This is a genomic window from Saccharothrix sp. S26 (genome assembly GCF_021390395.1).
Taxonomy (GTDB): Bacteria; Actinomycetota; Actinomycetes; order Mycobacteriales; family Pseudonocardiaceae; genus Actinosynnema.
On the sequence record NZ_JAJUWT010000004.1, the window covers coordinates 1 to 24530 of the forward strand.

The following is a 24530-nucleotide window of genomic DNA, read 5'->3' on the forward strand; positions in this document are numbered from 1 at the left end:
CATAGTGTTTCGGTGGTCATAGCGGTTGGGGAACACCCGGTCCCATTCCGAACCCGGTAGTTAAGCCTTCCAGCGCCGATGGTACTGCACTCGTGAGGGTGTGGGAGAGTAGGACGCCGCCGAACATTCTTCCCTGAAAGGGCTTGTGGTGGGGGCACAGTGATATGTGCTCCAAACCGCAAGCCCTTTCGGCGTGTCCACAGTAGGAGGAGTTAGTGTCCAGGTTCGGGGATCGACCCGGCGACCGTCAGCGTGGCCAGGGAGACCGACCGCGCCGATCCGACGACGGTGGCCGTGCCCAGGGAAGCCGCAAGCCGAGCAGTGGTGGCCGTGACGCCCGAGGAACGGGTGAACGGTCGAGCGGCGGCTATCCGCGCCGGGACGACCGGCCGAGCTACGACAAGCCTCGTGGCGCTGACCGGCGTGACGACAGCCGAGGCGAGCGTCCCCGCTACGACAAGCCCCGTGACGACCGTGGCGCGGCGCCACGGCGGGATGACAGCCGAAGTGGTGGTTTCCGCCGGGATTCCGGCGACCGCCCCAGCTACCCCCGCCGCGACGACCGCGGTGGCGCACCTCGTCGCGACGACCGCACCGGTGACCGGGGCGGGTTCCGGCGCGACGACAACAGGCGTGACGACAGCCGCGGTGAGCGTCCCCGCTACGACCGTCGGGATGACCGCGGGTCCGACCGGGGCGGCGAGCGCAGCAGCTACCCGCGTCGTGATGACCGGCCGAGCGGCGACCGTGGCGGCTACCAGCGGCGCGATGACCGGCCCGGTGGCGACCGGCCGAGCTACCCCCGTCGGGATGACCGGCCCAGTGGCGACCGTGGCGGGTACCAGCGGCGCGACGATCGACCGAGCGGTGACCGTGGTGGGTACCAGCGGCGGGATGACCGGCCCAGCGGGGATCGCGGTGGCTATCAGCGTCGTGATGATCGCCCGAGCGGGGATCGCGGCGGTTACCAGCGTCGGGACGACCGTTCCGGCAGTGACCGCGGTGGGTACCAGAGGCGTGACGATCGGCCCAGCTACCCGCGACGCGACGACCGGGGTGGCAGCGACCGCGGCGGTTACCAGCGCAGGGACGATCGGCCGAGCGGCGACCGTGGTGGGTACCAGCGGCGGGATGACCGGCCCAGCGGTGACCGTGGCGGCTATCAGCGGCGCGATGACCGGCCCGGTGGCGACCGTGGCGGTTACCCGCGTCGTGATGACCGGCCCAGTGGTGACCGTGGCGGCTATCAGCGGCGCGACGATCGACCGAGCGGTGACCGGCCGAGCTACCCCCGTCGGGATGACCGGCCCAGTGGTGATCGCGGTGGGTACCAGCGGCGGGACGAGCGGCCCGGTGGGGACCGTCGTGGCGGTGACCGTGGCGGTTACCAGCGCAGGGACGACCGGCCGCAGTACGACAAGCCTCGGTACGAGAAGCCTGGGAACGATCGGCGCGACGAGCGCAGTCGGGAACGGGCCGCGCGGTTCCAGGAGCGGGTTGCCCAGGGCGATGAGCAGCCGGTCGTCGAGGACGCCACGGCTGACGTCGACGCGACCGACGTCGAAGTGGACGCGGTCGAAGTCGACGCCGTCGAGGTCGAAATCGAGCTTGCGGTCGAGCCGGTGGTCGCCGAGGAGTCGGTGACGGCCGAGACCGAAGAGCAGGATGACGAGCCCGAAGCTGTCGAGCCCGAAGCTGTCGAGTCCGGAGCTGCTGTCGAGTCCGAAGCCGTCGAGGCTGAGGCGGAAGAGCCCGCGGAGGCCGTCGAGGGTGAGTCGGACGAGCGGGTGTTCGTGCGGGCCCGCACGCCCGAGCTGCCCGAGGACGCCGACATCTCCATCCTCGACCCCGAGGTGAAGCAGGAGCTGCGCGGGCTGCCCAAGGGGCTGGCCGAGATCGTCGGCAGGCACCTGGCGGCGGCGGGCATGCTGATCGACAGCGAGCCGGAGCTGGCGCTGGAGCACGCGCGGTACGCGCGGTCGAAGGCGGCACGGGTCGCGGTGGTCCGGGAGGCCGCCGGGCTGGCTGCCTACCACGCCGGTGAGTGGGCCGAGGCGTTGTCCGAGCTGCGGGCCGCCCGGCGCATGTCGCACGGCACCGGGCACATCGCGGTGATGGCGGACTGCGAGCGGGCGCTGGGGCGTCCCGAGCGGGCCATCGAGCTGGCACGCGAGGCGCAGGTGTCGCAGCTGTCCCCGGACGAGGCGGTGGAGCTGCGGATCGTGGCGGCCGGTGCCCGGCGGGACATGGGGCAGCTGGACGCGGCCGTGGTGGCGTTGCAGGGCGACGACCTGGACGCCAAGCGGCGCGACCCGTGGAGCGCCCGCCTGTTCTACGCCTACGCCGACAACCTGGAGGCCGCCGGCCGCACCGAGGAAGCCGTGAAGTGGTTCCTCAACGCCGCCCAGGCCGACGACGACAACGAGACCGACGCCGCCGAGCGCGCGTTCGACCTCAGCCCGCAGGACTGAGCGGCACGGACCGAAGTCACACCTGAAGGCTCGGCACCACCCGGTGCCGAGCCTTCAGACTGTTCCCAGCCGGACCACCCTGAACGGAGAAGCCTGTGCTGCTCGACCGTTACGACGCCCTGCTGCTGGACCTCGACGGCACGGTCTACCGTGGCCAGGAGGTCGTGCCCGGTGCCGTGGAGGCGGTCGCCGCCGCCCGCGAGCACGGGACCGGCATCCGGTTCGTCACCAACAACGCGTCCCGGTCGCCGGAAACGGTCGCCGAGCACCTGACCGAGTTGGGCTTCCACGCCGCCCTGGACGAGGTCAGCACCAGCGCCCAGGCGGGCGCGGCGATGCTGCTGGACCTCGTGCCGCCGGGCGAGCACGTCCTGGTCCTCGGCACGGACGCGCTGGCCGAGCAGGTGCGGCTGCGCGGCTACCGGCCGACCCGTGACGCCGAGCACGCCCGCGCGGTCGTCCAGGGACTGTCGCAGGAGCTGGGCTGGCGCGAGCTGGCCGAGGCGTGCGTCGCGATCCGCCAGGGCGGCGCGCACTGGATCGCCTGCAACGTCGACGCCACCCTGCCCACCGAACGGGGCCTGCTGCCCGGCAACGGCGCGTTGGTCGCGGCGCTGCGCACGGCGACCGGCGTGGAACCTCTGGTGGCGGGCAAGCCGGCCACGCCGCTGCTGGAGCAGGCGGCGAAGTCGGCGGGCGCGCAACGGCCGCTGGTCGTGGGGGACCGGCTGGACACCGACATCGCGGGCGCGGTGAACGCGGGCATGGACTCGTTGCTGGTGCTCACCGGCGTGTCCACGGAGGCCGAGGCGAACGAGCTGCCCGAGGACCGCAGGCCGACCTACGTGGCTGCCGACCTGTCCGTGCTGCATCGGCTACCTTGAATCCTGTGAGCTTCGAGGTTCCCCTCCCCGGCCCGCCCCGCGACCCCGTGACCGGGATCGACGACGCCCTGGCCGGTTTCGACGGGCTGGACGGGCTGGACGTGGTCGAGCACGTGGCCCGGTTCGACGACGCGCACACCGCGTTGACGGCCGCGCTCTCCAGCATCGACAAGGTCTGACCGGTGCCTCGCAGGGCTCGGCTGGACGCCGAACTGGTCCGCCGCGGGCTGGCCAGGTCACGGGAGCACGCGAGCCAACTCGTCGCCGAGGGCCGGGTGACCGTGCGCGGCACCGTGGCCACGAAACCCGCCACCGCCGTCGAGCTGGACACCGCGTTGCTGGTCCGCGACACCGACGACCCGAACTACGCCTCACGGGGCGCGCACAAGCTCGTCGGCGCGCTGGAGGCGTTCGACGGGGTGGTGGTCGAGGGCAGGCGGTGCCTGGACGCGGGCGCGTCCACCGGTGGGTTCACCGACGTGCTGCTGCGCGCGGGCGCGCGGCAGGTCGTGGCGGCCGACGTCGGCCGGGGCCTGCTGGACTGGCGGCTGCGCACCGACGACCGGGTCGTGGTCAAGGACAAGACGAACGTGCGGTCGTTGACCCCGGAAGACATCGGCGGCCCGGTCGACCTGGTCGTGGCCGACCTGTCGTTCATCTCGTTGAGGCTCGTGCTGCCGGCGTTGGCCGCGTGCCTGGACGAGGGCGGCGACTTGGTGCCGATGGTGAAACCGCAGTTCGAGGTCGGGAAGGAACGCCTCGGCTCGGGTGGTGTGGTGCGCGACCCGCAGTTGCGGGCCGAGGCGGTGCTGGACGTCGTCGCGTCCGCCGCCGGGCTCGGCCTGCGCCTGCACGGCGCCACCGCCAGCCCGCTGCCCGGTCCGTCGGGCAACGTCGAGTTCTTCGTCTGGCTGCGCCGGGGCGAGCCCCTGGACGCGGCGGACGCCGCCGCGCTCGTGCGCGCCGCCGTGGCGCAAGGCCCCCAGTGAGGACGGGTCACGTGACGAGGGAGATCCTGCTGGTAGTCCACACCGGACGGCGCAGCAACGTGCTGGTGGCCCAGGAGGTCGCGGCCCGGTTCGCGGCCGGCGGGGTGAAGCTGCGGGTGCTGGAGGACGAAGCGCCCGACCTGGACCCGTCGTGCTTCACGCAGTGCGTGCCTGCCGACGAGAAGGCCGCCGAGGGCACGGAGCTGGTGTTCGTGCTCGGCGGCGACGGCACCCTGCTGCGGGCCGCCGAGCTGGCGCGGGCGGCGGGCGTGCCGGTGCTGGGGGTGAACCTGGGCCGGGTCGGGTTCCTGGCCGAGGCCGACTCCGACGCGCTGTACGAGGCGATCAGGCACGTCGTCGACCGGGACTACGACGTCGAGGAGCGGATGACGCTCGACATCACCGCGTCCATGGACGGCGAGGTGCTGGAGGGCACGTGGGCGCTCAACGAGGCCAGCGTGGAGAAGAGCACCCGCGAGCGGATCCTGGACGTCGTGGTGGAGGTGGACGGGCGGCCGGTGTCGGCGTTCGGCTGCGACGGCGTGCTGGTGGCCACCCCGACCGGGTCGACGGCGTACGCGTTCTCCGCGGGCGGGCCGGTGGTGTGGCCGGACGTGCAGGCGCTGCTGGTGGTGCCGAGCAACGCGCACGCCCTGTTCGCGCGGCCGCTGGTGGTGTCGCCCGCGTCGGTGGTGGCGCTGGAGGTCGACCCGGAGGGCCACCCGGCGGTGCTGTGCGCCGACGGTCGCCGCACGGTGAACCTGCCGCCGGGCGCGCGGGTCGAGGTGGTCGGCGGCAGCACGCCGTTGCGGCTGGTGCGGTTGCGGCCCGGTCCGTTCACCGATCGGCTGGTGGAGAAGTTCGGGCTGCCGGTGCAGGGGTGGCGCGGCCCGTGGGCCTGATGGGCGTGTGATCAACAGGGGGACACCCTCCCCCGAACACACGCTTTGTCCGCGTCGCCCAGTAGTGTTCCGTGCGTGCTGGCCGAGATGCGCATCCAGGGCCTCGGTGTGATCGACGAGGCCACCCTTGAGCTCGACGCCGGTTTCACCGTGGTGACGGGTGAGACCGGTGCGGGCAAGACCATGGTCGTGACCGGGCTCCACCTGCTGGGTGGTGGCCGGGCCGAGGCGTCCCGCGTGCGCAACGGCGCGGACAAGGCGGTGGTCGAAGGGCGGTTCGTCGCGCCCGCGGGCAGCCCGGCGGCGAAGGTCGCCGAGGAGGTGGGTGGCGAACCCGACGACGACGGCAGCGTGATCGCGATCCGCACCGTCGGCGCGGACGGGCGGTCGCGGGCGCACCTGGGCGGCCGGTCCGTGCCGGTGGGCGTGCTGTCCGAGCTGGCCGAGCAGTTGCTCGCGGTGCACGGGCAGAACGACCAGCTGCGGCTGCTGCGGCCCGCCGAGCAGCGGTCGGTGCTCGACAGGTTCGCCGGTGACGAGGTCGCCGAGCCGTTGCGCGCGTACCGGAAGATCCGCGACGAGTGGCTGCGGGTGGCGACGGAGCTGTCCGAGCGCACCGCCCGGTCGCACGAGCTGGCCCGCGAGGCCGAGCTGCTGCGGCACGGGCTGGCCGAGATCTCCGCGGTCGACCCGAAGCCCGGCGAGGACGAGGAGCTGGTCGCCGAGGCGCGCCGGCTGGCCGACGCCGACCAGTTGCGCGAGGCCGCGTCCGGCGCGCAGTACGCGGTGTCGGGCTCGCCCGACGGCGACCCGGACGTGCCCGGCGCGCTGGGGTTGATCGGCGAGGCGCGGCGGCGGCTGACCGCGTCGGACGACCCGAAGCTGCGCGAGCTGGAGCCCCGGCTGGTGGAGGCGGAGACGCTGCTGGCGGACGTGGGCGCGGAGATCGCGTCGTACCTGGAGCACCTCGACGCGGACCCGGCGCGGCTGGAGCAGGTGCTCGCCCGCCAGGCCGAGCTGAAGTCGTTGACCCGCAAGTACGCCGCCGACGTGGACGGCGTGATCGCGTGGGCGCAGGACGCGTCGTCCCGGCTGGCCGGGCTCGACACGTCCGACGAGGCGTTGGCGGCGCTGGCGGCCCGGCGCGACGAGCTGGCCGCGGAGCTGGCCACGTACGCGCAGCAGGTGACCGCCGAGCGGACCGCCGCGGCCGAGGAGCTGGGCCGGGCGGTGTCGGACGAGCTGACCGGCCTGGCCATGCCGCACGCCACGGTGGAGGTCGCGGTGCGGCCGAGGGTGGCCGAGGCGGGCGACCCGCAGGCGTTGCGGGTGGGCGGGCAGTTGCTGCACGCGGGCGCGAGCGGTGTGGACGACGTGGAGCTGCGGCTGATCGCGCACCCCGGCGCGCCCGCGCTGCCGGTGCACAAGGGCGCGTCCGGTGGCGAGCTGTCGCGGGTGATGCTGGCGTTGGAGGTCGTGCTGTCGCACTCCGACCCGGTGCCCACGCTGGTGTTCGACGAGGTCGACGCGGGCGTCGGCGGCCGGGCCGCGGTCGAGGTGGGCCGCAGGCTGGCCCGGTTGGCCCGCAGCCACCAGGTCATCGTGGTCACGCACCTGCCGCAGGTCGCCGCGTTCGCCGACCGGCACCTGGTGGTGGACAAGACCGCGGACGGCGTGCTGACCCGCAGCGGCGTGCGGAAGCTGGACGAGTCGCAGCGCGTGGTCGAGCTGGCGCGGATGCTCGCGGGCATGGACTCCACCGACACCGGGCGGGCGCACGCCGAGGAGCTGCTGGCGGCGGCGAAGGCCGACAAGGAGAGCGTGCCCGTGGTGCGGCGCAAGGCGAAGAAGAAGTGAGCAGACGGCTGCTCGGTGCGGCCATGCTCGTGGGGGCCGGGGTGACGGCCGTGGTGGGGACGTTCCTGCCGCTGTACGCGGAGGGCCCCGCGCGCGAGGACAGGTTGCCGTCGATCACCGTCACCTCGTGGGAGTACGTGTTCTCGAACCTGCCCGCGGGCATGGAGTTCGCCCCCGTGCGCAGCCCCCAGTACGGGGTGCCGATCGTGGTGTCGGCGGTGCTGCTGGCGGTCGCGGCGGCGCTGGTGTTCCTGCCGGAGTCGCAGCGCCTGGCTGCCCGGTACCTGGCGATCGGCGGGACGGGCGTGCTGGTGGGCTCGGTGTGGGCGGTGGTCGCGGTCGTCGTGTCGATGGTCGGCAACGCCGCGCGGCCGGAGGTGGGCGGCTTCGCCGTGCACGTCGGGGAAGGCGTCTCGGTGTTGGGCGCGTCGGTGCTGCTCGCGGTGGCCGGCGTCGTGCTGGTGCACGCCCGGCGGCGCGAGCCGCGGCCCGAAGGTCCCGTGGTCTACCGGGTGGACGGCGACGAGGTCGACGACGACACCGATACCCCGCCGTTCGGCATCCCCGTGGTCGAGGTGGCGCAACTGCCGGACTCGGGGTACGAGCGCCGCGCCGACGGCTCCTGAACGCGCCGACGCCCGAAACGGCACCCGGTCGGCCGATGGCGCGACCGCGCGGTGCGGCTTTGCTGGTGGTGACGCCGGTTCGCGGCACGTCACCGAGCAGTGAGGAGATCGCCACATGACCCGGCGCACGATCGCCGTCCTCACCATCGGCGCGGGTGCGCTCGTGGTGGTGTTGGGCTCGTTGTTCACCCTGTACGGGGTGGAGACCGAGTTGCGGCCGAGGCCGAACGGGGTGCCGCAGGAAATACCGCGCCTGGTCGCGCTCACCGGGTGGGAGTACGTGCAGGAACCCGCGCCGCCCGGCCGAACGGCCGGGGTCGCGTTCAACTACCCCGTCTACGGGTATGGCCTGGTCTTCGGCGCGGTCCTGGCCGCGGTCGGCGGGCTGCTGCAACTGCGATCGCCGCGGCTCGCGGCGATCGGCCGGTTCGGGGTGCTGGCCGCGTTCGGCGTGGTCGTCGGCGCGCTGTGGTCGGCGTTGGAGACGTTGCGGACGTTGTTCGGCGACGGCGACGTGCCCCCTTCGATCGGGACGTCGGAGGCGTTCTTCGGCGCGGGGACGTGGCTGGTCGGCGCGGGGGCGGTGGCGCTGCTCGCCGGCGCGGCGGTGGCGCACGACTGGCCGGCGCGCGTGCCGCGGCCCACCGGGGTGTCGGTGTACCAGGTGGACGACGACGACACGCCGCCGTTCGGCATCGCGATGCCCGTGTCCGAGCTGGACGTGCCGTCCGCCGGTCCGGTGGCCGAGCTGCCCGGTTCGCCGGCCGACGAACGACGTCACCCTACCGGGGGTAATGCGTCCACTGTGGATCAGTGACGTCACTGACCAGCCGAGATCGCCTCGGCGTGTTGGCGACCGGTCGCGCGCGAGGTGAGTCACCATCGGTTCATGAAGCTCTCCGGGTTGCTCGGCCGCACGCACCAGGAACTGCCGGGCGTCACCGGTGTGGCACGGGTCGATCGCCGCTCGGGTGACCTGCTGCGCCGGCTCGGCCCCGGTGACGTCGCCGTCCTCGACCACGTCGACATCGACCGCCGCACCGCCGAAGCCCTGGTCCACGCCGAGGTGGCGGGCGTGGTCAACGCCTCGCCGTCCATCTCCGGCCGGTTCCCCAACCTGGGCCCGGAGCTGCTCGTCGAGGCGGGCGTCCCGCTGGTCGACGGCGTCGGCACGGCGGCCCTGCGCGGGATCAGGGACGGCATGAAGCTGAGGCTGCACGAAGGCGGCGTGTTCGTCGGCGAGAAGGAGGTCGCGCGCGGCGTCCAGCAGACCGCCGAGTCGATCGCCGACGCGATGATCGAGGCCAAGGCGGGCATGGCCGCGCAGCTCGAGGCGTTCTCCGCGAACACCATCGAGTTCCTGCGCCGGGAACGGGCCCTGCTGCTCGACGGCGTCGGCGTGCCCGAGCTGCTCGTGCCGATCCGCGACCGGCAGGTGCTCGTCGTCGCGGGCGGGCCCCGGCACGCCGAGGAGCTGCGCAAGCTGCGCAAGTACATCCGCGAGCACCGGCCCGTGCTGATCGGCGTGGACGCGGGCGCGGACACCCTGCACCGAGCCGGGTTCGCCCCGGACGTCATCGTCGGCGACCCGGACGGCATCGGCACCGAGACGTTGCGCTCGGGCTCGGAGGTCGTGGTGCCCGCGCAGGTCGACGGCCACGCGCCCGGGCTGGAGCGCATCCAGGACCTGGGCATCGGCGCGGTGACGTTCCCCGCGACCGGCAACGCCGAGGACCTGGCGCTGCTGCTGGCCGAGGCGCACGGCGCGACCCTGGTGGTGACCGTGGGGTTGCAGGCCGGGCTGCGCGAGTTCCTGGACCGCGGCAACTCCGGTTCCACCCCGTCGACGTTCCTGACCAGGCTCAAGCTCGGCAACAAGCTCGTGGACGGCCACGCCGTCGCCACCCTGCACCGCGGCCGGGTGTCGCTGGGCCTGATCACGCTGCTGGTGCTGGCCGCGGTGGCGGCGATGACGGCGGCCCTCGCGGTGTCCGGGGTCGGCCAGGTCTACGTCGACCTCGCCGCCGACGCGTTCCGATCCGTCGTCGACTGGTTCAAGGGGTTGTTCGCGTGATCTCGCTGCGCTACCACGTCGTCTCCATCACCGCGGTGTTCCTGGCGCTGGCCGTCGGGGTGGTGCTCGGCTCGACCGCGATCAGCGGCCGGCTGCTGTCCGGGCTCAACGAGGACAACGGCGCGCTGGGCCGGGAGGTCGCCGCGCTGCAAGCCGAGCGCAACGGCCTGGACGCGCGGCTCGCCGACGCCGACCGGTTCGCGGCCTCCGTCGGCCCGCTGGCGGTGAAGGGGCAGTTGGCCGACCGGACCGTCGTGCTGGTCACCACCGCCGACGCCGCGCCGGACGACCGGGACGCGGTCACCGCGCTGCTGCGCTCGGCGGGCGCGACGGTCACCGGCGAGCTCCAGCTCACTGAGTCGTTCACCGACCCGGACAAGGCCGACCAACTGCTCGACCTGGTCGCCCGGTTGCAGCCCGCGGGCACCCGGCTGCCCACCGGGGCCGACCCCGGCACCAGGGCGGGCGGCCTGTTCGGCTCGGTGCTGCTGGTCGACAAGGACACCAACCAGCCGCGCGCCACGCCCGACGAGCTGGCGGCCGCGCTGGGCGGGCTGTCCAGCTCGGGTTTCGTCAAGCCGGGCCAGGGGTTGCGGCCGGCCCAGCTCGCGGTGGTGCTGACCGGCGGCGCGTCGACCGGTGACGCGGCGGCCGACCGGGCGGCGGTGGTGGCGCGGTTCGCCACCCAGCTCGACCGGTCCGGCGCGGGCGCGGTGCTGGCGGGCGGCTCCGGGTCGGCCGACGGCACGGGACCGATCGGCGTCGTGCGGGCGGACACGGCGGCGACGTCCGTGCTGTCCACCGTGGACCACGCGGGCACGGCCGCCGGGCGCGTGGTGGTGGTGCTCGCGCTGCGTGAGCAGTTGGACGGCAAGGCGGGCCGGTACGGGGTGGCGGGCAACGCCGAAGCTCCCGCGCCCGGCGCGGAGGGCTGACCAGCGGCTCCGGTGCCGTCCGGCGGGCGTGGCAGGCGACGGTGAACCGGGCGTTCCCGGGGTGTTCGCGGGTCGTTCGCGGGCCGGCGGTCGCCTGTTCGAACCGGCCTAGGCCATCCGAGTGATGTGCTCGGGTGCCCGCCGGCGCGCTGGGTGACCACCGGCGTGTTAGCGTTAGGGCCCGTGGACAGGGCGCTGAGCTGTGCGGGACCACCGCGGCCTGCCCCTAGCGGACATCCAGACCACGGGGAGCCTCCTTGGTGCAGCAGGCACGTACGACCAAGCACGTTTTCGTCACCGGGGGTGTGGCGTCGTCCCTCGGCAAGGGGTTGACCGCGTCGAGCCTCGGTCAGCTGCTCACCTCTCGTGGTCTCCGGGTGACCATGCAGAAGCTCGACCCCTACCTCAACGTCGACCCGGGCACGATGAACCCGTTCCAGCACGGCGAGGTGTTCGTCACCGACGACGGCGCGGAGACCGACCTCGACATCGGCCACTACGAGCGGTTCCTCGCCCGTGACCTGTCCGGTGACGCCAACGTCACCACCGGGCAGGTGTACTCCGAGGTCATCGCCAAGGAGCGGCGCGGCGAGTACCTGGGCGACACCGTCCAGGTGATCCCGCACATCACCGACGAGATCAAGCGCCGTATCCGGGCCATGGCCGAGCCGGGGCCGGACGGCGTCGTCCCGGACGTGGTGATCACCGAGGTCGGCGGCACGGTCGGCGACATCGAGTCGCTGCCGTTCCTGGAGGCGTGCCGGCAGGTGCGCCACGACGTGGGCCGCGACAACGTGTTCTTCCTGCACGTGTCGCTGGTGCCCTACCTCGCGCCGTCCGGCGAGCTGAAGACCAAGCCGACGCAGCACTCCGTGGCCGCGCTGCGCAACATCGGCATCCAGCCCGACGCCATCGTGTGCCGGGCCGACCGGGAGATCCCGGACGCGTTGAAGCGCAAGATCGGGCTGATGTGCGACGTGGACACCGAGGCCGTGGTGGCGGCGGTGGACGCGCGGTCCATCTACGACATCCCGAAGGTGCTGCACGGCGAGGGTCTGGACGCGTACGTGGTGCGGCGGCTGGACCTGCCGTTCCGCGACGTCGACTGGACCGTGTGGGGCGACCTGCTCGACCGGGTGCACAACCCGTCCGAGAAGGTCCGCATCGGGTTGGTCGGCAAGTACGTCGACCTGCCCGACGCGTACCTGTCGGTGACCGAGGCGCTGCGCGCGGGCGGGTTCGCGCACCGCACCAAGGTCGAGATCGTGTGGGTGCCCTCCGACGAGTGCCAGACGCCGTCCGGCGCGGCGCACGCCCTGGCCGGGCTCGACGCGATCCTCATCCCCGGCGGGTTCGGGGTGCGCGGCATCGAGGGCAAGATCGGCGCGATCACCTACGCGCGGACCCGCGGCATCCCGCTGCTGGGCCTGTGCCTGGGGTTGCAGTGCCTGGTCATCGAGGCGGCGCGGAACCTGGCGGGCATCGCCGACGCGAACTCCGCGGAGTTCGAGGACACCGGGTCGCCGGTGATCAGCACCATGGCCGACCAGGAGGACGTCGTCTCCGGGCAGCGCGACATGGGCGGCACGATGCGGCTCGGCGCGTACCCGGCGTCGCTGCTGCCGGGCTCGCAGGTGGCGGCGGCCTACGGGTCGCTGGAGGTGTCCGAGCGGCACCGGCACCGGTACGAGGTCAACAACGCCTACCGGGAGCGGTTGGCCTCGGCCGGGTTGGTGTTCTCCGGGACGTCGCCGGACGGGCGGCTGGTGGAGTTCGTCGAGCTGCCGGCCGACGTGCACCCGTTCTTCGTGGCCACGCAGGCGCACCCGGAGCTGAAGTCCCGTCCGACCCGCCCGCACCCGCTGTTCGCGGCGTTCGTGAAGGCGGCGTTGGACTACCGGCTGGCCGACCGGCTGCCGCTGCCCGAGCCCGCGGGGGCCGCGCAGTGACCGCCCGGCACGAGTTCGGAACTGTTTCGTCGCGGGACGTGCACGTCGGGCGCGTCGTCGCGTTGCGGGTGGACGAGGTCGCCATGCCTGGTGGCGGTACGGCGTCGCGCGAGGTGGTGGAACACCTCGGTGCGGTGGCGGTGGTGGCCTTGGACGATGCCGGTGCGGTGGTGCTCATCCACCAGTACCGGCACCCGCTCGGCAGGCGGCTCTGGGAGCTGCCCGCCGGGCTGTTGGACTCCGGTGACGAGACACCGCTGGACGCCGCGAAGCGGGAGCTGGCCGAAGAGGTCGGGCTGGCGGCGTCGGAGTGGACGACGTTGGTGGACGTCGCCGTGTCACCGGGGTTCACCGACGAGGTGGTGCGGGTGTTCCTGGCACGCGGGCTCACCGAGGTGGACCGCGACGTGCAAGGCGAGGAGGAGGCCGACCTGGAGGCGAAGCGCTTCCCGTTGGCCGAGGCGGTGGACAGGGCGCTGGCCGGGGAGATCGTCAACGGCCCCGCCGTGTCCGGGCTGCTCGCCGCGCACGTCGTGGTCACCGGCGGCGGGACGGGGCGCCCCTCCAACGCCCCGTTCGCCGACCGCCCGACCCGCTTCGCGGCCCGTTCGACCTGATCCGGGCGTTCAACTCACCGGTCCTGGACGTAGGACTCTCGCGACCTGAACGTAGGACTCTCGCGACCTGAACGTAGGACTCTCGCGCGAGTCCTACGTTCGGGACGGGTGTGTCCTACGTTCGGGACGGGTGAGTCGTACGTTCGGGACGGGTGAGTCCGGCGTTTGGGGCGCGTGGGTTCTGCGCAGACGGATAATGGGGGCGTGGGTGTGCGTGGGCCGTTGGCGGTGGTTGTGGCGGCGGTTGGTGGGTGTGGGGTGTTGTTGTTCGTGGACCCCAACCAGCCCGGGTCGCTGTTGCCGCCCTGTCCGCTCTACGCGTTGACCGGCATCCAGTGCCCCGCCTGCGGGTCGACGCGGATGGTGCACGCCCTGCTGCACGGAGACCTGGTCGGCGCGTGGCACTTCAACGCGGTGATGCTCGTGGCCGGGTTGCCGGTGCTGGCCTGGCTGTGGCTGAGGTGGTTCCGGGCGGCCAGGGACGGGCGGCCGACGCCTCCGGTGTCGCGGAAGGTCGGCGTGCCCGTGGTGGCCCTCGCCGTGACGTGGATGCTCGTGCGGAACCTAGTCGCGTAGCTTGCGGCCCTGGCCGTCGGTGCCGCCGTTCACCAGCAGGATGATCCCGTCGATCAACGACCAGATGCCGCACCCGCCGCACGTGAGCAACTGGGCGATGCCGATCGCCGTGTCACCGATGTAGAACCGGCCGATCCCGAACGGCAGCACGAGCTGGAGCACGCCCGCCGCGATGCGCGACTTGTCCGACAGCGGCTGGCCGGTCAGCGGGTCGACGCCGTACGGCGCGTTCGGGGAGAAGCCGGGCGGGTAGCCGTAGGCCGGGCCGTAGCCCTGGGACGGGTCCGCGTAGCCGGGTGGCGGGTAGCCGGGAGCGCCCTGACCGGGGTAGTCCTGGCCGGGGAAGCCTTGACCGGGGAAGCCTTGACCGGGAGTGCCCTGACCGGGAGTGCCGGGGAAGCCCTGGCCCGGGGTCGCGGTGTACCCGGGTGGGGGCGGGTAGGCGGCGGTCGGCGGGTAGCCGGGCGGCAGGAACACCGGGTGCGGCTGCGGCAGGTCGTGGAAGAGGGCGGCCAGCTCCTGCGCCGACTGGGCCGCGGACGCGTAGCCGACGCGCTGCTCGTACTCGCCGATCTCCAGGCGACCGGCCGCGAAGTGGTCGTTCAGGGCGCTGATCGCCTCTTCGCGCTGCTGGTCGCCGATGCGCACCTGGTGTGGTTCCGACACAGCGCAAACGCTAACAGCCCGTGGCCGTCGCGCCGGCCGGAACCCGCAGGTCGGCCGAGAGGTCAAAAGATCACAAGCTGTCCTCGCCGGACGGGCAGATCAGCAGGATGATCCCAACCGCCCATGGATGTTCCGGTTGGGTGGGTGGTCCGGGTTTCGTGTCATCCCACCGACCTCCACAAGGGCTACCACACGTATCAAGGGAGGCGCCCGCAGTGGACGTGTCAGGCAGAGGTGGACTACGCCCCCCTTGACACGTGCGGTAGGGCTGCGCCAGGTCGGCGGGATGACACGAAGCCCTGCTTTTGAGGCAAAGACGGCCAGTGGAGGGGATCGGGGGTCGCCGGCGGGTCCGGGGTTGGGTCGCGTCCGGCGCGGTGCGGCTGCGATGCCCTTCCTTGACAGGGGAGGGGGTCGTGTCATCCCGCCGACCTGGCTTTGCCCTACCGCACGTGTCAAGGGGGCGTAGTCCACTGCGGGCTACGGTGTTGACCGATGGCGCGGTAGCCCGGAGGGAGGTCGGTGGGATGACACGAGACCCGGCCCACGACGCAACAGGAGATGCAGGACATGAGCGTGGGACCCCGTCATCCTGCTGATCTGCCCGTCCGGCGAGGACATGTCCTGGACGCCACGCCCTTGGCGGGGACGCCGGCGGGACGTGCCATGAGGGCCTACCTGGACCACCTCGCCGTGGAACGGGGGACGGCTCGCAACACGCTCGACTCCTACGGCCGTGACCTGCGCCGTTACGCCGAGCACCTGGCGGGCAAGGGGGTCGACGACCTGGCTGGCGTCACCGAGGCGTTGGTCGGGGACTTCCTCGCCGCCTTGCGCGAGTCCGGGCTGGCGGCTTCCTCCGCCGCGCGCACGCTGGTCGCCGTGCGCGGCCTGCACCGGTTCGCGCACCTCGAAGGCATCACGGCGGACGACCCGGCCCGCGCGGTCCAGCCGCCGGTGCCGCCCCGGCGGTTGCCGAAGGCGCTGCCGGTGGACGACGTGCTGAAACTGCTCGACGGGCCGGCTGACACGCCCGCGCAGCTGCGTGACCGGGCCCTGCTGGAACTGCTGTACTCCACCGGCGCGCGGATCTCCGAGGTGGTCGGGTTGGACGTGGACGACGTGGACGCGGGCGAGCGGACCGCGTTGCTGGACGGCAAGGGCGGCAAGCAGCGGGTCGTGCCTGTCGGGCGGCCGGCGTTGCAGGCGTTGGAGGCGTACCTGGTGCGGGCTCGTCCGGTGTTGGCCAAGCGGGGTACGCCGGCCTTGTTCCTCAACGCGCGGGGTGGGAGGTTGTCGCGGCAGACGGCGTGGCACGTGCTGAAGGCGGCGGCCGAGCGGGCGGGGGTGGGGGGCGAGGTGTCGCCGCACACCCTGCGGCACTCGTTCGCGACCCACCTGCTCGAAGGTGGCGCGGACGTGCGCGTGGTGCAGGAGCTGCTCGGGCACGCCTCCGTGACGACGACGCAGGTGTACACGTTGGTCACCGTCAACACCTTGCGCGAGGTCTACGCGACCGCTCATCCTCGCGCAACGGGTGGAACGTGAGCGGCCCACGGGTACCGTGAGCGCTCGCCCGACCGCGTGACCACCCACGTTTCGACGAGCCGACGAGCTGGAGGTGCCGACCCGGTGCCGAACTTGGACGAGCCCGAGCGCGCCGCGATCGAGCTGGGCGCGGTGCTGCACGCGTTGAGCGACCCGACCCGGCTGGCGGTGGTGCGGCAGATCGACGCCGACGGCGAGCGCCTGTGCGGCGCGCTGATGGTGGACGTCGCCAAGTCCACGTTGTCGCAGCACCTGCGGGTGCTCCGGGAGGCGGGCATCACCCGCACCAGGGCGCGCGGCAACCAGCGGTGGGTGTCGCTGCGGCGGGACGACCTCGACGAGCTGTTCCCCGGCCTGCTCGACGTCGTGCTCGTCGCGGCCGAGCGGCACTGCCGCAAGACCGGTGACCCGGCCGCCTCCGGAACGCGCTGAGAACGATCGGTCGCGCTTCGGCGGGGCGCGTTGCTGGTGGACCTCGCTGTGCCTAGGCTGCGCCCAGGCAGAGGACTAGGAATCGGGAAGGGCGATGTCGACACCGGAGCACGCGGGCCACCCGTGGGGCGCACCCCCACCCCCGCCACCGTCCGGTGTGCCGCGCGCCTCGGTCGAGCTGAGCCTCGCCCCGCACGCCGCACCCGCGGACGAAGACGCGACCGAGCAGGTCGAGGGCGACATCGGGCCGACCGGCCGCCCCCTGCGCTACGTCGCCGAGCCGCCGCTGATCGCCCGGCACGGCCCGGCGAAGATCCTCGCGGTCTGCAACCAGAAGGGCGGGGTCGGCAAGACGACGTCCACGATCAACCTGGGCGCGGCCCTGACCGAGTACGGCAGGCGGGTACTGCTGGTCGACTTCGACCCGCAGGGCGCGCTGTCGGTGGGCCTCGGCGTGCACCCGCACCAGCTCGACCAGACGATCTACAACGTGATCATGGAGCGCGACGTCGGCGTCGACGACGTGATCATGCGCACCCCGGTCGAGGGCATGGACCTGCTGCCCAGCAACATCGACCTGTCGGCCGCGGAGATCCAGTTGGTGTCGGAGGTGGGCCGCGAGCACACGCTGGTCCGCACGTTGCGCCCGGTCATCGAGCACTACGACTACGTGCTGGTGGACTGCCAGCCCTCGCTCGGCCTGCTCACGGTCAACGCCCTCGCGGCGGCCGACGGCGTCCTCATCCCGCTGGAGTGCGAGTTCTTCAGCCTGCGCGGGGTCGCCCTGCTGATAGACACCATCGAGAAGGTCAGGGAGCGGTTGAACCCGAAGCTCGAGATCACCGGCATCCTCGCCACCATGTACGACCCGCGCACCCTGCACTCCCGCGAGGTGATGGCGCGCGTGGTCGAGGCGTTCGGCGACGTCGTGTTCGACACGGTGATCAACCGCACCGTCCGGTTCCCGGAGACGACGGTCGCCGGCGAGCCGATCACCCGCTGGGCGCCGCGCTCGGCGGGCGCGAAGGCCTACCGCGCGTTGGCGCGCGAGGTGATCGCCCGGTGACCCGACGCCCATCGCTGCCGGGCGCGTCCGAGCTGTTCCGCCTCACCACGGGTGCCGCCGCCGACGACGACGCGCCCGCCGCCGAGCCGCCGGCCCAGCGGCGCGGCACCGGTCGGCAGAAGCACTCGACCAAGATCACCGTGTACGTGTCCGACGAGGAGCTGCTGGCGCTGGAGCACGCCCGGCTGGCGTTGCGCGGCGAGCACGGCTTGGCGGTCGACCGGGGACGCGTGGTGCGCGAGGCGATCGCGATCGTGCTGGACGACCTCGAGGGGCACGGCGAGGACTCGTTGCTCGTGCGTAGGTTGCGCGAGCGGTGAGCGGTGAGGCACCCGGGACCGAACCGGACGTCGCCGCGCCGGTCGAGGTGGTCGAACCCGCGGTGGTCGCGGCCGAGGCGGTCGACGACGGCCGGTTCAAGGTCAAGCTGACCAACTTCGAGGGGCCGTTCGACCTGCTGCTGCAACTGATCTCGCAGCACACGCTGGACGTGACCGAGGTGGCGCTGCACACCGTCACCGACGACTTCATCGCCTACATCCGGGCGCTGGGCGACCGGTGGGACCTGGACGAGACGACCGAGTTCCTGGTCATCGCGGCGACCCTGCTGGACCTCAAGGCGGCCCGGCTGCTGCCCGCGGGTGACGTCGAGGACGAGGAGGACCTGGCGCTGCTGGAGGCGCGGGACCTGCTGTTCGCAAGGCTGTTGCAGTACCGGGCGTACAAGCAGGTCGCGGCGCTGTTCGGGGAGCTGGAGCGGGGCGCGTACCGGCGCTACCCGCGGTCGGTGGCGCTGGAGCAGCGGTACGAGGGGCTGTTGCCCGAGGTGATGCTGGGCGTGGACGCCCGGCGGTTCGCCGAGATCGCCGCGGTGGTGTTCCGGCCCAAGCCGCCGCCGACGGTGTCGACGTCGCACATCCACCAGCACCGTGTGTCGGTGCGCGAGCACGCCGACCTGCTGCGGACGCGGTTGGCCGAGCTGGGCACGGCGACGTTCGCCGAGCTGATCGCCGAGTGCACGGAGACGATGGAGGTCGTCGCCCGGTTCCTGGCGCTGCTGGAGCTGTACCGGGAGCAGGCGCTGGCCTTCGAGCAGCCCGACCCGCTGGGCGAGCTGCGCATCACGTGGGTCGGCGGCACGATCGAACAGGCGCAGGCGCAGGCCCGCGACGAGGACGAGGAGTACGGGTGAGCGACCAGCGGCCGACCGGCCAGGAGCCGGTCGGGGAGGGCGGGCCGGTCGAGCAGGGCCAGGAGCCGGTCGAGCGGGGCCTGCCGGTCGAGCCGGTCGAGGCGGGGTCCGAGCCGGGGGAGCCCGCGCCCGCGTTGTTCCCGGCACCGGAGGTCCCCGCCGACGAGGAAGCCGAGGCCGACGGCCTGCCCGACCTCTCCGACGACCGCGAGTTCGAGGGCGCGTTGGAGTCGATCCTGCTGGTCGTGGACAGCCCGATCGCCGAGGAGCAGCTCGCGGGCGTGCTCGGCCAGTCCGTGAAGCGCGTCACCGCCGCCCTCCGCCGGCTCGCCGCCCGGTACACCGAGCAGGGCAGCGGCATCGACCTGCGTAGAATCGGGGACGGCTGGCGGTTCTACACGAGGGACCGCTTCGCGCCATTCGTGGAGAAGCTGCTGCTCGACGGGCAGCGGGCCAAGCTCACCCGGGCCGCGTTGGAGACACTCGCGGTCATCGCCTACCGACAGCCCGTGACCAGGGCCCGGATCGCGGCGGTGCGCGGGGTGAACGTGGACGGCGTCATCCGCACGCTCGTCGCGCGCGGCCTGATCGCCGAGACGGGCACGGATTCCGACACGGGTGGCATCCTTTACCGCACGACCGAACTGTTCCTGGAGCGGTTGGGGCTGTCGTCGCTGAACGACCTGCCGCCGATCGCTCCCCTCCTGCCCGAAGTGGATGCGATCGACGATGTCTGACCAGGACCACAACCCCGAGGGGATCCGGCTCCAGAAGGTGCTCGCCAAGGCGGGCATCGCCTCGCGGCGGGTCGCCGAGGAGCTGATCGAACTCGGCCGCGTCCAGGTCGACGGCGAGGTGGTCCGCGAGCAGGGCCGCCGCATCGACCCGGACACCGCGGTCGTGCACGTCGACGGCGTGCGCGTGGTGCTCAAGGAGGACGTGGTCACCCTCGCGTTCAACAAGCCGCGCGGCGTGCTGTCCACCATGCACGACGACGCGCACCGGCCGTGCGTCGGTGACTACCTGCACCACCGCAAGGAACGCCTGTTCCACGTCGGCAGGCTCGACGCCGACACCGAGGGCCTGCTGCTGCTGACCAACGACGGCGACCTCGCGCACCGGCTGATGCACCCGTCCTACGAGATCACCAAGACCTACCTCGCCGAGGTGCCGGGCCCGATCCCGAAGGACCTGGGCAAGCGCCTGCGCGCGGGCGTCGAGCTGGAGGACGGCCCGATCGCGGTCGACTCGTTCAAGCTGATCTCGTCCATGCCGGGCAAGGCGCTGGTCGAGGTGGTCCTGCACGAGGGCCGCAAGCACATCGTGCGCCGCCTGCTCGACCACGTCGGCCACCCGGTGGAGCACCTGGTCCGCACCGCGGTCGGCGACGTGCGCCTGGGCAACCAGCGCCCCGGCTCGATGCGGGTGCTCAACCGGCAGGAAGTCGGCTCGCTCTACAAGGCCGTCGGGCTGTAGCCGGGGGCAGGCGCTTGGTGGCATCCCCCTTCACCACCAAGCGCCCCTCCCCCCTGGCGGAACCCCTACCGGTTCCACCGCCATTCCTACGGCAGACGGGTTGTTCAGTGTCAGCGCGTGGACGCTGAACAGGCTTTTCTGAACAATCGCCGTCGTCGAAGGGGAGGGCGACGATGGCCAGACGGGAGGGCCCGTTACGGGCCGACGACCGTGACCTGGGCGAGTTCGCCGCGGACCTGAGGGCGTTGCGGGAACGGGCGGGCAGCCCCACCTACCGGAGGTTGGCCCACGACGCGCACTACTCGGCGGCGGCGCTGTCGGAGGCGGCGAACGGGCGGCGGTTGCCGAGCCTCGCGGTCACGCTCGCGTACGTGCGGGCCTGCGGCGGTGACGTGGTGGCGTGGGAGGCGCGCTGGCGCGAGCTGGCCGAACGGGCCGCCGACGCGAACCCGCGCACCCCGCCGAAGGACACCGACGCCCCTTACACGGGGCTGGCGGCGTTCCAGGTGCGGGACGCGGACCGGTTCTTCGGCCGCGACCGCGTGGTGCGCGAGCTGGTGGGCCTGGTGGCGCGACGCCGGTTCGTCGGCGTGTTCGGCGCGTCGGGCTCGGGCAAGTCGTCGGTGCTGCGCGCGGGTCTGGTGGCCACGTGGGGTCGGCCCTCGATCGTGCTCACGCCCGGTCCGCGCCCGGTGGAGGAGCTGGCCGTGCGGGCCGCCGCGTGCACCGGCCGGGACGCCGCGGCGCTGACCGCCGAGTTCACCACCCACCCGGAGAACCTGCACCTGCGCGTGCGGCAGGCGCTCGTCGGTCGCGACGACGACCTGCTGATCGTGGTGGACCAGTTCGAAGAGGTCTTCACGCTGTGCCGGGAGCCCGCCGAACGGGCCGCGTTCATCACCGCGCTGACCACCGCCTGCGCCTCGCCGACCAGTCGCACGCGGGTCGTGCTGGGTGTGCGCGCCGACTTCCTCGGCCACTGCGGGCAGTACCCGGAGCTGGTGGAGGCGCTGCGCGGCGGGCACGTGCTGGTCGGCCCGATGTCGGCGGACGAGCTGCGCGAGGCGATCGTGTCGCCCGCCGTCGCGGTCGGCTGCAAGGTGGAGACGGCGCTGGTCACGCGGCTGGTCGCGGACGCGGCGGGCCAGCCCGGGGTGCTGCCGCTGGTGTCGCACGCGTTGCTGGAGACCTGGCGCAGGCGGCGCGGTGTGGCGTTGACCCTGGCCGGTTACGAGGAGGTCGGCGGGGTCGAGCACTCGATCGCGCGCAGCGCCGAGCAGGTCTACACGGCCATGAGCCCGGCCGGGCGGCTGGTGGCCAAGCAGGTGTTCCTGCGGCTGATCGCGGTCGGCGAGGGCACCGAGGACACCAAGCGCCGCGTGTCGCGGGCCGAGGTCGACCACCCCGGCAGCGACGCCCACGAGGTGCTGGCCGCGTTGGCGCGGGCCAGGCTGGTGGTGCTGGACCGGGACTCGGTGGAGCTCGCGCACGAGGCGTTGATCCGCAACTGGCCGCGGCTGCGGGACTGGATCGCGGAGGACCGGGCGGGCCTGCGGGTGCAGCGGATGCTGACCGAGGCCGCGCACACGTGGGAATCGCTGGACCGCGACCCGGGCGCGCTGTACCGGGGCACGCGGCTGGCGCTCGTGCGGGAGTGGGTCGACGGGACGCGCGGGCCCCGGCTCACGCCGGGTGAGATCCGGTTCCTGGAGGCCAGCATCGCCGCCGACGACGCGGTGCGCGCCATCGAGCACCGGCGCACCCGCAGGCTGCGGCAACTGGTGTCGGTGATGGCGGTGCTGCTGCTGTTGGCGGGCGGCGCGATCGTGCACGCGTTCCGCGCCGAGCGGTCCGCGACCGAGCAGCGCAACATCGCGTTGGCGCACAAGGTGATCACCCAGGCCGCGGCCCTGCGCGACACCGACCCGGCGCTGTCGTTGCAGCTCACCCTGGCCGCGCACCGGCTCGCGCCGCTGCCGCAGACGCGGGACGCGTTGTACGGCGCGTTCGCCGAGCCCTACGCGACCCGGATCGGGTCGGTGCGGACGATGGCGGTCAGCGCGGCCGGGTCGCTGCTCGCCGTCGCCGACGACACCACCGTCCAGGACGTGCGGCTGGTGGACATCGCCGACCCGCGCGGCCCGGAGCACCTCGGCCCGCTGACGGGGTTGACCGACCCGGAGGTGCTGGTGTTCAGCGACGACGGGGCGTGGCTGGCCGGGGTGTCCGCCGACGACATCGTGGTGTGGCGGGTGGCGGACCCGCGGCACCCGGAGGTCGTCCACCGGGTGAACGCCGGGTTGGCGTGGCCGGCGTCGGCGTTGGCGTTCTCGCCCGACGGCCGCTACCTCGTGGCGGGTTCCGCCGGCGCGGCGCGGGCGTGGGACCTGGTCGAGGGTGGGCGGCCGGTGCCGCTGCCGCCGTCCGGCGCGTCGTCGCCCGCGGTGGCCTTCCTCGCCGGGGCCGTGGTGGCGGTCGCGTCCGACGACCGGGTGCACGCGGTCGACCTGGCCACCGGCACGTCCTCCGTCCTGGTGAGCGGTGTCGGCGAGGTCACCGCGGTGGCGGTCGGCGACGACGGCCGGGTGCTCGCCACGGCGGGGGAGGACCGGGTGGTGCGGCTGTGGGAGGTCGCCGACCCGCACGGGGCCGCCCGGCAGACCGCCGCCCTCCGCCACGGCGGCGACGTGAGCGCCCTGGCGTTCAACGAGGACGCGCGGGTGCTCGCCACGGCCGGGGACGACCGCTCCGCCCGGCTCTGGGACGTCACCGCGCGGCGCGCGCCGGTCGAGGCCGCCGCGCTGGACGGGCACCTCGGCGCGATCACCGCGGTGGCCTTCGCCGCGGCCGGACGTGCCCTGGTCACCGCGGGCGGCGACCGGTCCGTCCGGCTCACCGACCTCACCGACCTGCCGGTCGCGCACCCGGCGACGCTGCGCTCGGTCACCGTCGCCGCCGACCGCGGCCTGGCCGCCACCATCGACGTCGAGGGCGAGCTCCGGCTCGTGGACATCTCCGAGCCGCGCGGCCCGCGCACCGCCTGGCCGCTGACCGCGCACCCCGGCCCGGTCCGCTCCGCCGCGCTCAGCCGCGACGGCGAGCACCTGGTCACCGTGGCCGAGGACGGGCCGGTGCGGGTGTGGCGCACCACCAACCCGGCCTCGCCCGACCTGGTCGGCGAGGCGGGCCGGGCGCACGTGGTCGCGTTCAGCCCCAAGGGCACGCACTTCGCCACCGGCGCGCTCGACGACGGCGCGACGCGGCTGTGGAACGTGGCCACGCTGACCCGGGTCGCCGAGCTCACCGACGAGCGCCGGCCCGACGCGGCGACCGCCGCGCTGGCGTTCGACGGCACGGGCGACCGGCTGGTCGTGGCCAAGCTCGGCGGCGCGGTCGAGGAGTGGGACACGACCGTGCCGATGTGGCCGAAACGGCGGCGGCACGACACGTTGGACGTGCAGTACCCGATCGGCATCGCGTCGGTGCCCGGCGGGTTGGTGACGGTGGGCTCCGACGGTGAGGCCGTGCGGTGGCGCGAACCCGAGCCGGGTCGTGAGGGCGAGCGCGGGCCGGACGGGTGGTTCGCCTCCTCCGAGCCGCTGGGGTCGGGGGTGCGCGCGGTCGCGGCGGCGGGTGGCCTCGTCGCGTTGGCGGGCACCGACGGCACGGTGCGGTTGCACGACGTGGCGGGCGGCGGGCCGGCCCGGCAGGCGGCGGTGTTCGCCGGGCACTCGTCGGCGGCGAACTCGGTGGCGTTCGCGCCCGACGGGCAAACGCTGGTCAGCGCGGGGGACTCGGTGCTGAGGTTCTGGGAGACCGACCTGGGCGCGGTGGTGGCACGGATCTGCGCCACCGCCCACCCCGGGATGACCCGGCAGCAGTGGGAGAGCTACTTCCCGGACCTGCCCCACAACCCGCCGTGCCGCTAGGGCCGGTGGCTGGTGGGCGGGTGTGTGCCGGGGGCAGGTGGGCGGGTGTGCGCTGGGTTGTGCGCAAGGCCCGGGTGGGCTGTGGTCCGCTGGGGCCGTTAGGCCCGGCGGGGTCGCGGTCCGCGGTCCGCAGTACGGCGGTTGGTGGTCCGTGACGCGCTCCACGGCCCGTGGTGCGGTGGTCGTCGGCCGACCCCGCCGGCCGGCGGGTGTTTCAGCGTCCGCTGACAGCAATTTGCAAGATCACATCGCGAAGTTTTACCGCCACTCATTGTGGCGGCGCACTTCACTCTCTAGATTGAGCCGGGTTGGCTGGGGTTGATCAACTGGGAAGAGGCGTT

The 24530-nt window shown here is 73.2% G+C and carries 23 protein-coding genes and 1 rRNA gene; 22 read left to right on the forward strand and 2 right to left on the reverse strand.

Translation table 11 applies throughout. The features are described from left to right. Nucleotides 1-8 precede the first annotated feature (8 nt). Nucleotides 9-125 (forward strand): 5S ribosomal RNA (gene rrf, locus LZG04_RS07090). A gap of 87 nt (nt 126-212) precedes the next feature. Here the strand turns inward: rrf and LZG04_RS07095 are convergent. Then, nucleotides 213-1910 carry a hypothetical protein gene (locus tag LZG04_RS07095; RefSeq protein ID WP_233814440.1) on the reverse strand — a complete coding sequence of 566 codons (1698 nt, stop codon included), beginning with the start codon at nt 1908-1910 and terminating at the stop codon, nt 213-215. Here LZG04_RS07095 and LZG04_RS07100 point away from each other — a divergent pair. The 13 genes from LZG04_RS07100 to LZG04_RS07160 all read left to right on the forward strand — a co-directional run bounded on the left by LZG04_RS07100 (nt 1854) and on the right by LZG04_RS07160 (nt 13880). Then, nucleotides 1854-2471 carry a hypothetical protein gene (locus LZG04_RS07100; RefSeq protein ID WP_233814442.1) on the forward strand — a complete coding sequence of 206 codons (618 nt, stop codon included), beginning with the start codon at nt 1854-1856 and terminating at the stop codon, nt 2469-2471. The genes LZG04_RS07095 and LZG04_RS07100 overlap by 57 nt on opposite strands. Nucleotides 2472-2566: 95 nt before the next feature. Next, nucleotides 2567-3355: an HAD-IIA family hydrolase gene (locus LZG04_RS07105; protein WP_233814445.1), complete on the forward strand. Its 789-nt coding sequence runs from the start codon at nt 2567-2569 to the stop codon at nt 3353-3355. 5 nt (nt 3356-3360) lie between these two features. Beyond that, a complete protein-coding gene (locus tag LZG04_RS07110; RefSeq protein WP_233814446.1) occupies nt 3361-3534 on the forward strand; it encodes a hypothetical protein in 174 nt (57 codons plus the stop codon). Nucleotides 3535-3537: 3 nt separating this feature from the next. Next, a complete protein-coding gene (locus LZG04_RS07115; protein WP_233814449.1) occupies nt 3538-4344 on the forward strand; it encodes a TlyA family RNA methyltransferase in 807 nt (268 codons plus the stop codon). Between the two features lie 11 nt (nt 4345-4355). Beyond that, complete coding sequence (locus LZG04_RS07120) at nt 4356-5246, forward strand: NAD kinase (RefSeq protein ID WP_233814451.1); 891 nt, start codon at nt 4356-4358, stop codon at nt 5244-5246. 75 nt (nt 5247-5321) lie between these two features. Continuing rightward, on the forward strand, nt 5322-7103 hold the full coding sequence (gene recN / locus LZG04_RS07125) for a DNA repair protein RecN (RefSeq protein ID WP_233814453.1): 1782 nt from the start codon (nt 5322-5324) through the stop codon (nt 7101-7103). Then, nucleotides 7100-7729 carry a hypothetical protein gene (locus tag LZG04_RS07130; protein WP_233814455.1) on the forward strand — a complete coding sequence of 210 codons (630 nt, stop codon included), beginning with the start codon at nt 7100-7102 and terminating at the stop codon, nt 7727-7729. Before recN ends, LZG04_RS07130 begins: the two co-directional genes overlap by 4 nt. Before the next feature lie 115 nt (nt 7730-7844). Beyond that, nucleotides 7845-8546, forward strand: a complete 702-nt coding sequence (locus tag LZG04_RS07135) for a hypothetical protein (protein WP_233814457.1) — start codon at nt 7845-7847, stop codon at nt 8544-8546. A gap of 72 nt (nt 8547-8618) precedes the next feature. Beyond that, the gene (gene steA, locus LZG04_RS07140; RefSeq protein ID WP_233814459.1) at nt 8619-9803 is read left to right on the forward strand and encodes a putative cytokinetic ring protein SteA; all 1185 of its coding nucleotides are present in this window, start codon (nt 8619-8621) and stop codon (nt 9801-9803) included. Continuing rightward, a complete protein-coding gene (locus LZG04_RS07145) occupies nt 9800-10738 on the forward strand; it encodes a copper transporter (RefSeq protein ID WP_233814461.1) in 939 nt (312 codons plus the stop codon). The genes steA and LZG04_RS07145 overlap by 4 nt, the downstream gene beginning before the upstream one ends. A gap of 260 nt (nt 10739-10998) precedes the next feature. Next, nucleotides 10999-12687 carry a CTP synthase gene (locus tag LZG04_RS07150; RefSeq protein WP_374202793.1) on the forward strand — a complete coding sequence of 563 codons (1689 nt, stop codon included), beginning with the start codon at nt 10999-11001 and terminating at the stop codon, nt 12685-12687. Nucleotides 12688-12725: 38 nt separating this feature from the next. Then, nucleotides 12726-13304, forward strand: coding sequence for an NUDIX hydrolase (locus tag LZG04_RS07155; protein WP_308198987.1), 579 nt, complete (start codon nt 12726-12728; stop codon nt 13302-13304). Between the two features lie 258 nt (nt 13305-13562). Continuing rightward, the gene (locus LZG04_RS07160; protein ID WP_233814467.1) at nt 13563-13880 is read left to right on the forward strand and encodes a DUF2752 domain-containing protein; all 318 of its coding nucleotides are present in this window, start codon (nt 13563-13565) and stop codon (nt 13878-13880) included. Here the strand turns inward: LZG04_RS07160 and LZG04_RS07165 are convergent. After that, a complete protein-coding gene (locus tag LZG04_RS07165; protein ID WP_233814469.1) occupies nt 13869-14546 on the reverse strand; it encodes a DUF1707 domain-containing protein in 678 nt (225 codons plus the stop codon). The two genes, LZG04_RS07160 and LZG04_RS07165, sit on opposite strands and share 12 nt — an antisense overlap. 666 nt (nt 14547-15212) lie before the next feature. Here LZG04_RS07165 and xerD point away from each other — a divergent pair. From xerD to LZG04_RS07205, 8 genes are all read left to right on the forward strand, one after another. After that, the gene (gene xerD / locus LZG04_RS07170) at nt 15213-16094 is read left to right on the forward strand and encodes a site-specific tyrosine recombinase XerD (protein ID WP_233814471.1); all 882 of its coding nucleotides are present in this window, start codon (nt 15213-15215) and stop codon (nt 16092-16094) included. 84 nt (nt 16095-16178) lie between these two features. Beyond that, nucleotides 16179-16526, forward strand: coding sequence for a helix-turn-helix transcriptional regulator (locus LZG04_RS07175; RefSeq protein WP_233814473.1), 348 nt, complete (start codon nt 16179-16181; stop codon nt 16524-16526). A gap of 94 nt (nt 16527-16620) precedes the next feature. Beyond that, nucleotides 16621-17592 (forward strand): ParA family protein, encoded by a 972-nt coding sequence (locus LZG04_RS07180; RefSeq protein ID WP_233814475.1) that lies wholly within the window; start codon nt 16621-16623, stop codon nt 17590-17592. Beyond that, nucleotides 17589-17912 (forward strand): hypothetical protein, encoded by a 324-nt coding sequence (locus tag LZG04_RS07185; protein WP_233814477.1) that lies wholly within the window; start codon nt 17589-17591, stop codon nt 17910-17912. Before LZG04_RS07180 ends, LZG04_RS07185 begins: the two co-directional genes overlap by 4 nt. Nucleotides 17913-17959: 47 nt before the next feature. Then, complete coding sequence (locus LZG04_RS07190) at nt 17960-18784, forward strand: ScpA family protein (RefSeq protein ID WP_233815148.1); 825 nt, start codon at nt 17960-17962, stop codon at nt 18782-18784. Next, on the forward strand, nt 18781-19521 hold the full coding sequence (gene scpB / locus LZG04_RS07195) for an SMC-Scp complex subunit ScpB (RefSeq protein WP_233814479.1): 741 nt from the start codon (nt 18781-18783) through the stop codon (nt 19519-19521). The genes LZG04_RS07190 and scpB overlap by 4 nt, the downstream gene beginning before the upstream one ends. Next, complete coding sequence (locus tag LZG04_RS07200; RefSeq protein WP_233814481.1) at nt 19514-20260, forward strand: pseudouridine synthase; 747 nt, start codon at nt 19514-19516, stop codon at nt 20258-20260. The genes scpB and LZG04_RS07200 overlap by 8 nt, the downstream gene beginning before the upstream one ends. A 173-nt stretch (nt 20261-20433) precedes the next feature. Continuing rightward, nucleotides 20434-24189 (forward strand): hypothetical protein, encoded by a 3756-nt coding sequence (locus LZG04_RS07205; RefSeq protein WP_233814483.1) that lies wholly within the window; start codon nt 20434-20436, stop codon nt 24187-24189. The last annotated feature ends 341 nt before the right edge of the window (nt 24190-24530 follow it).

Bases quoted from the DNA above. Each gene is read 5' to 3' on its own strand.
- LZG04_RS07135 (WP_233814457.1), top strand. From the start codon at position 7,845: ATGACCCGGCGCACGATCGCCGTCCTCACCATCGGCGCGGGTGCGCTC.
- steA (WP_233814459.1), top strand. From the start codon at position 8,619: ATGAAGCTCTCCGGGTTGCTCGGCCGCACGCACCAGGAACTGCCGGGC.
- xerD (WP_233814471.1), top strand. From the start codon at position 15,213: ATGAGGGCCTACCTGGACCACCTCGCCGTGGAACGGGGGACGGCTCGC.
- LZG04_RS07180 (WP_233814475.1), top strand. From the start codon at position 16,621: ATGTCGACACCGGAGCACGCGGGCCACCCGTGGGGCGCACCCCCACCC.
- LZG04_RS07200 (WP_233814481.1), top strand. From the start codon at position 19,514: ATGTCTGACCAGGACCACAACCCCGAGGGGATCCGGCTCCAGAAGGTG.
- LZG04_RS07205 (WP_233814483.1), top strand. From the start codon at position 20,434: ATGGCCAGACGGGAGGGCCCGTTACGGGCCGACGACCGTGACCTGGGC.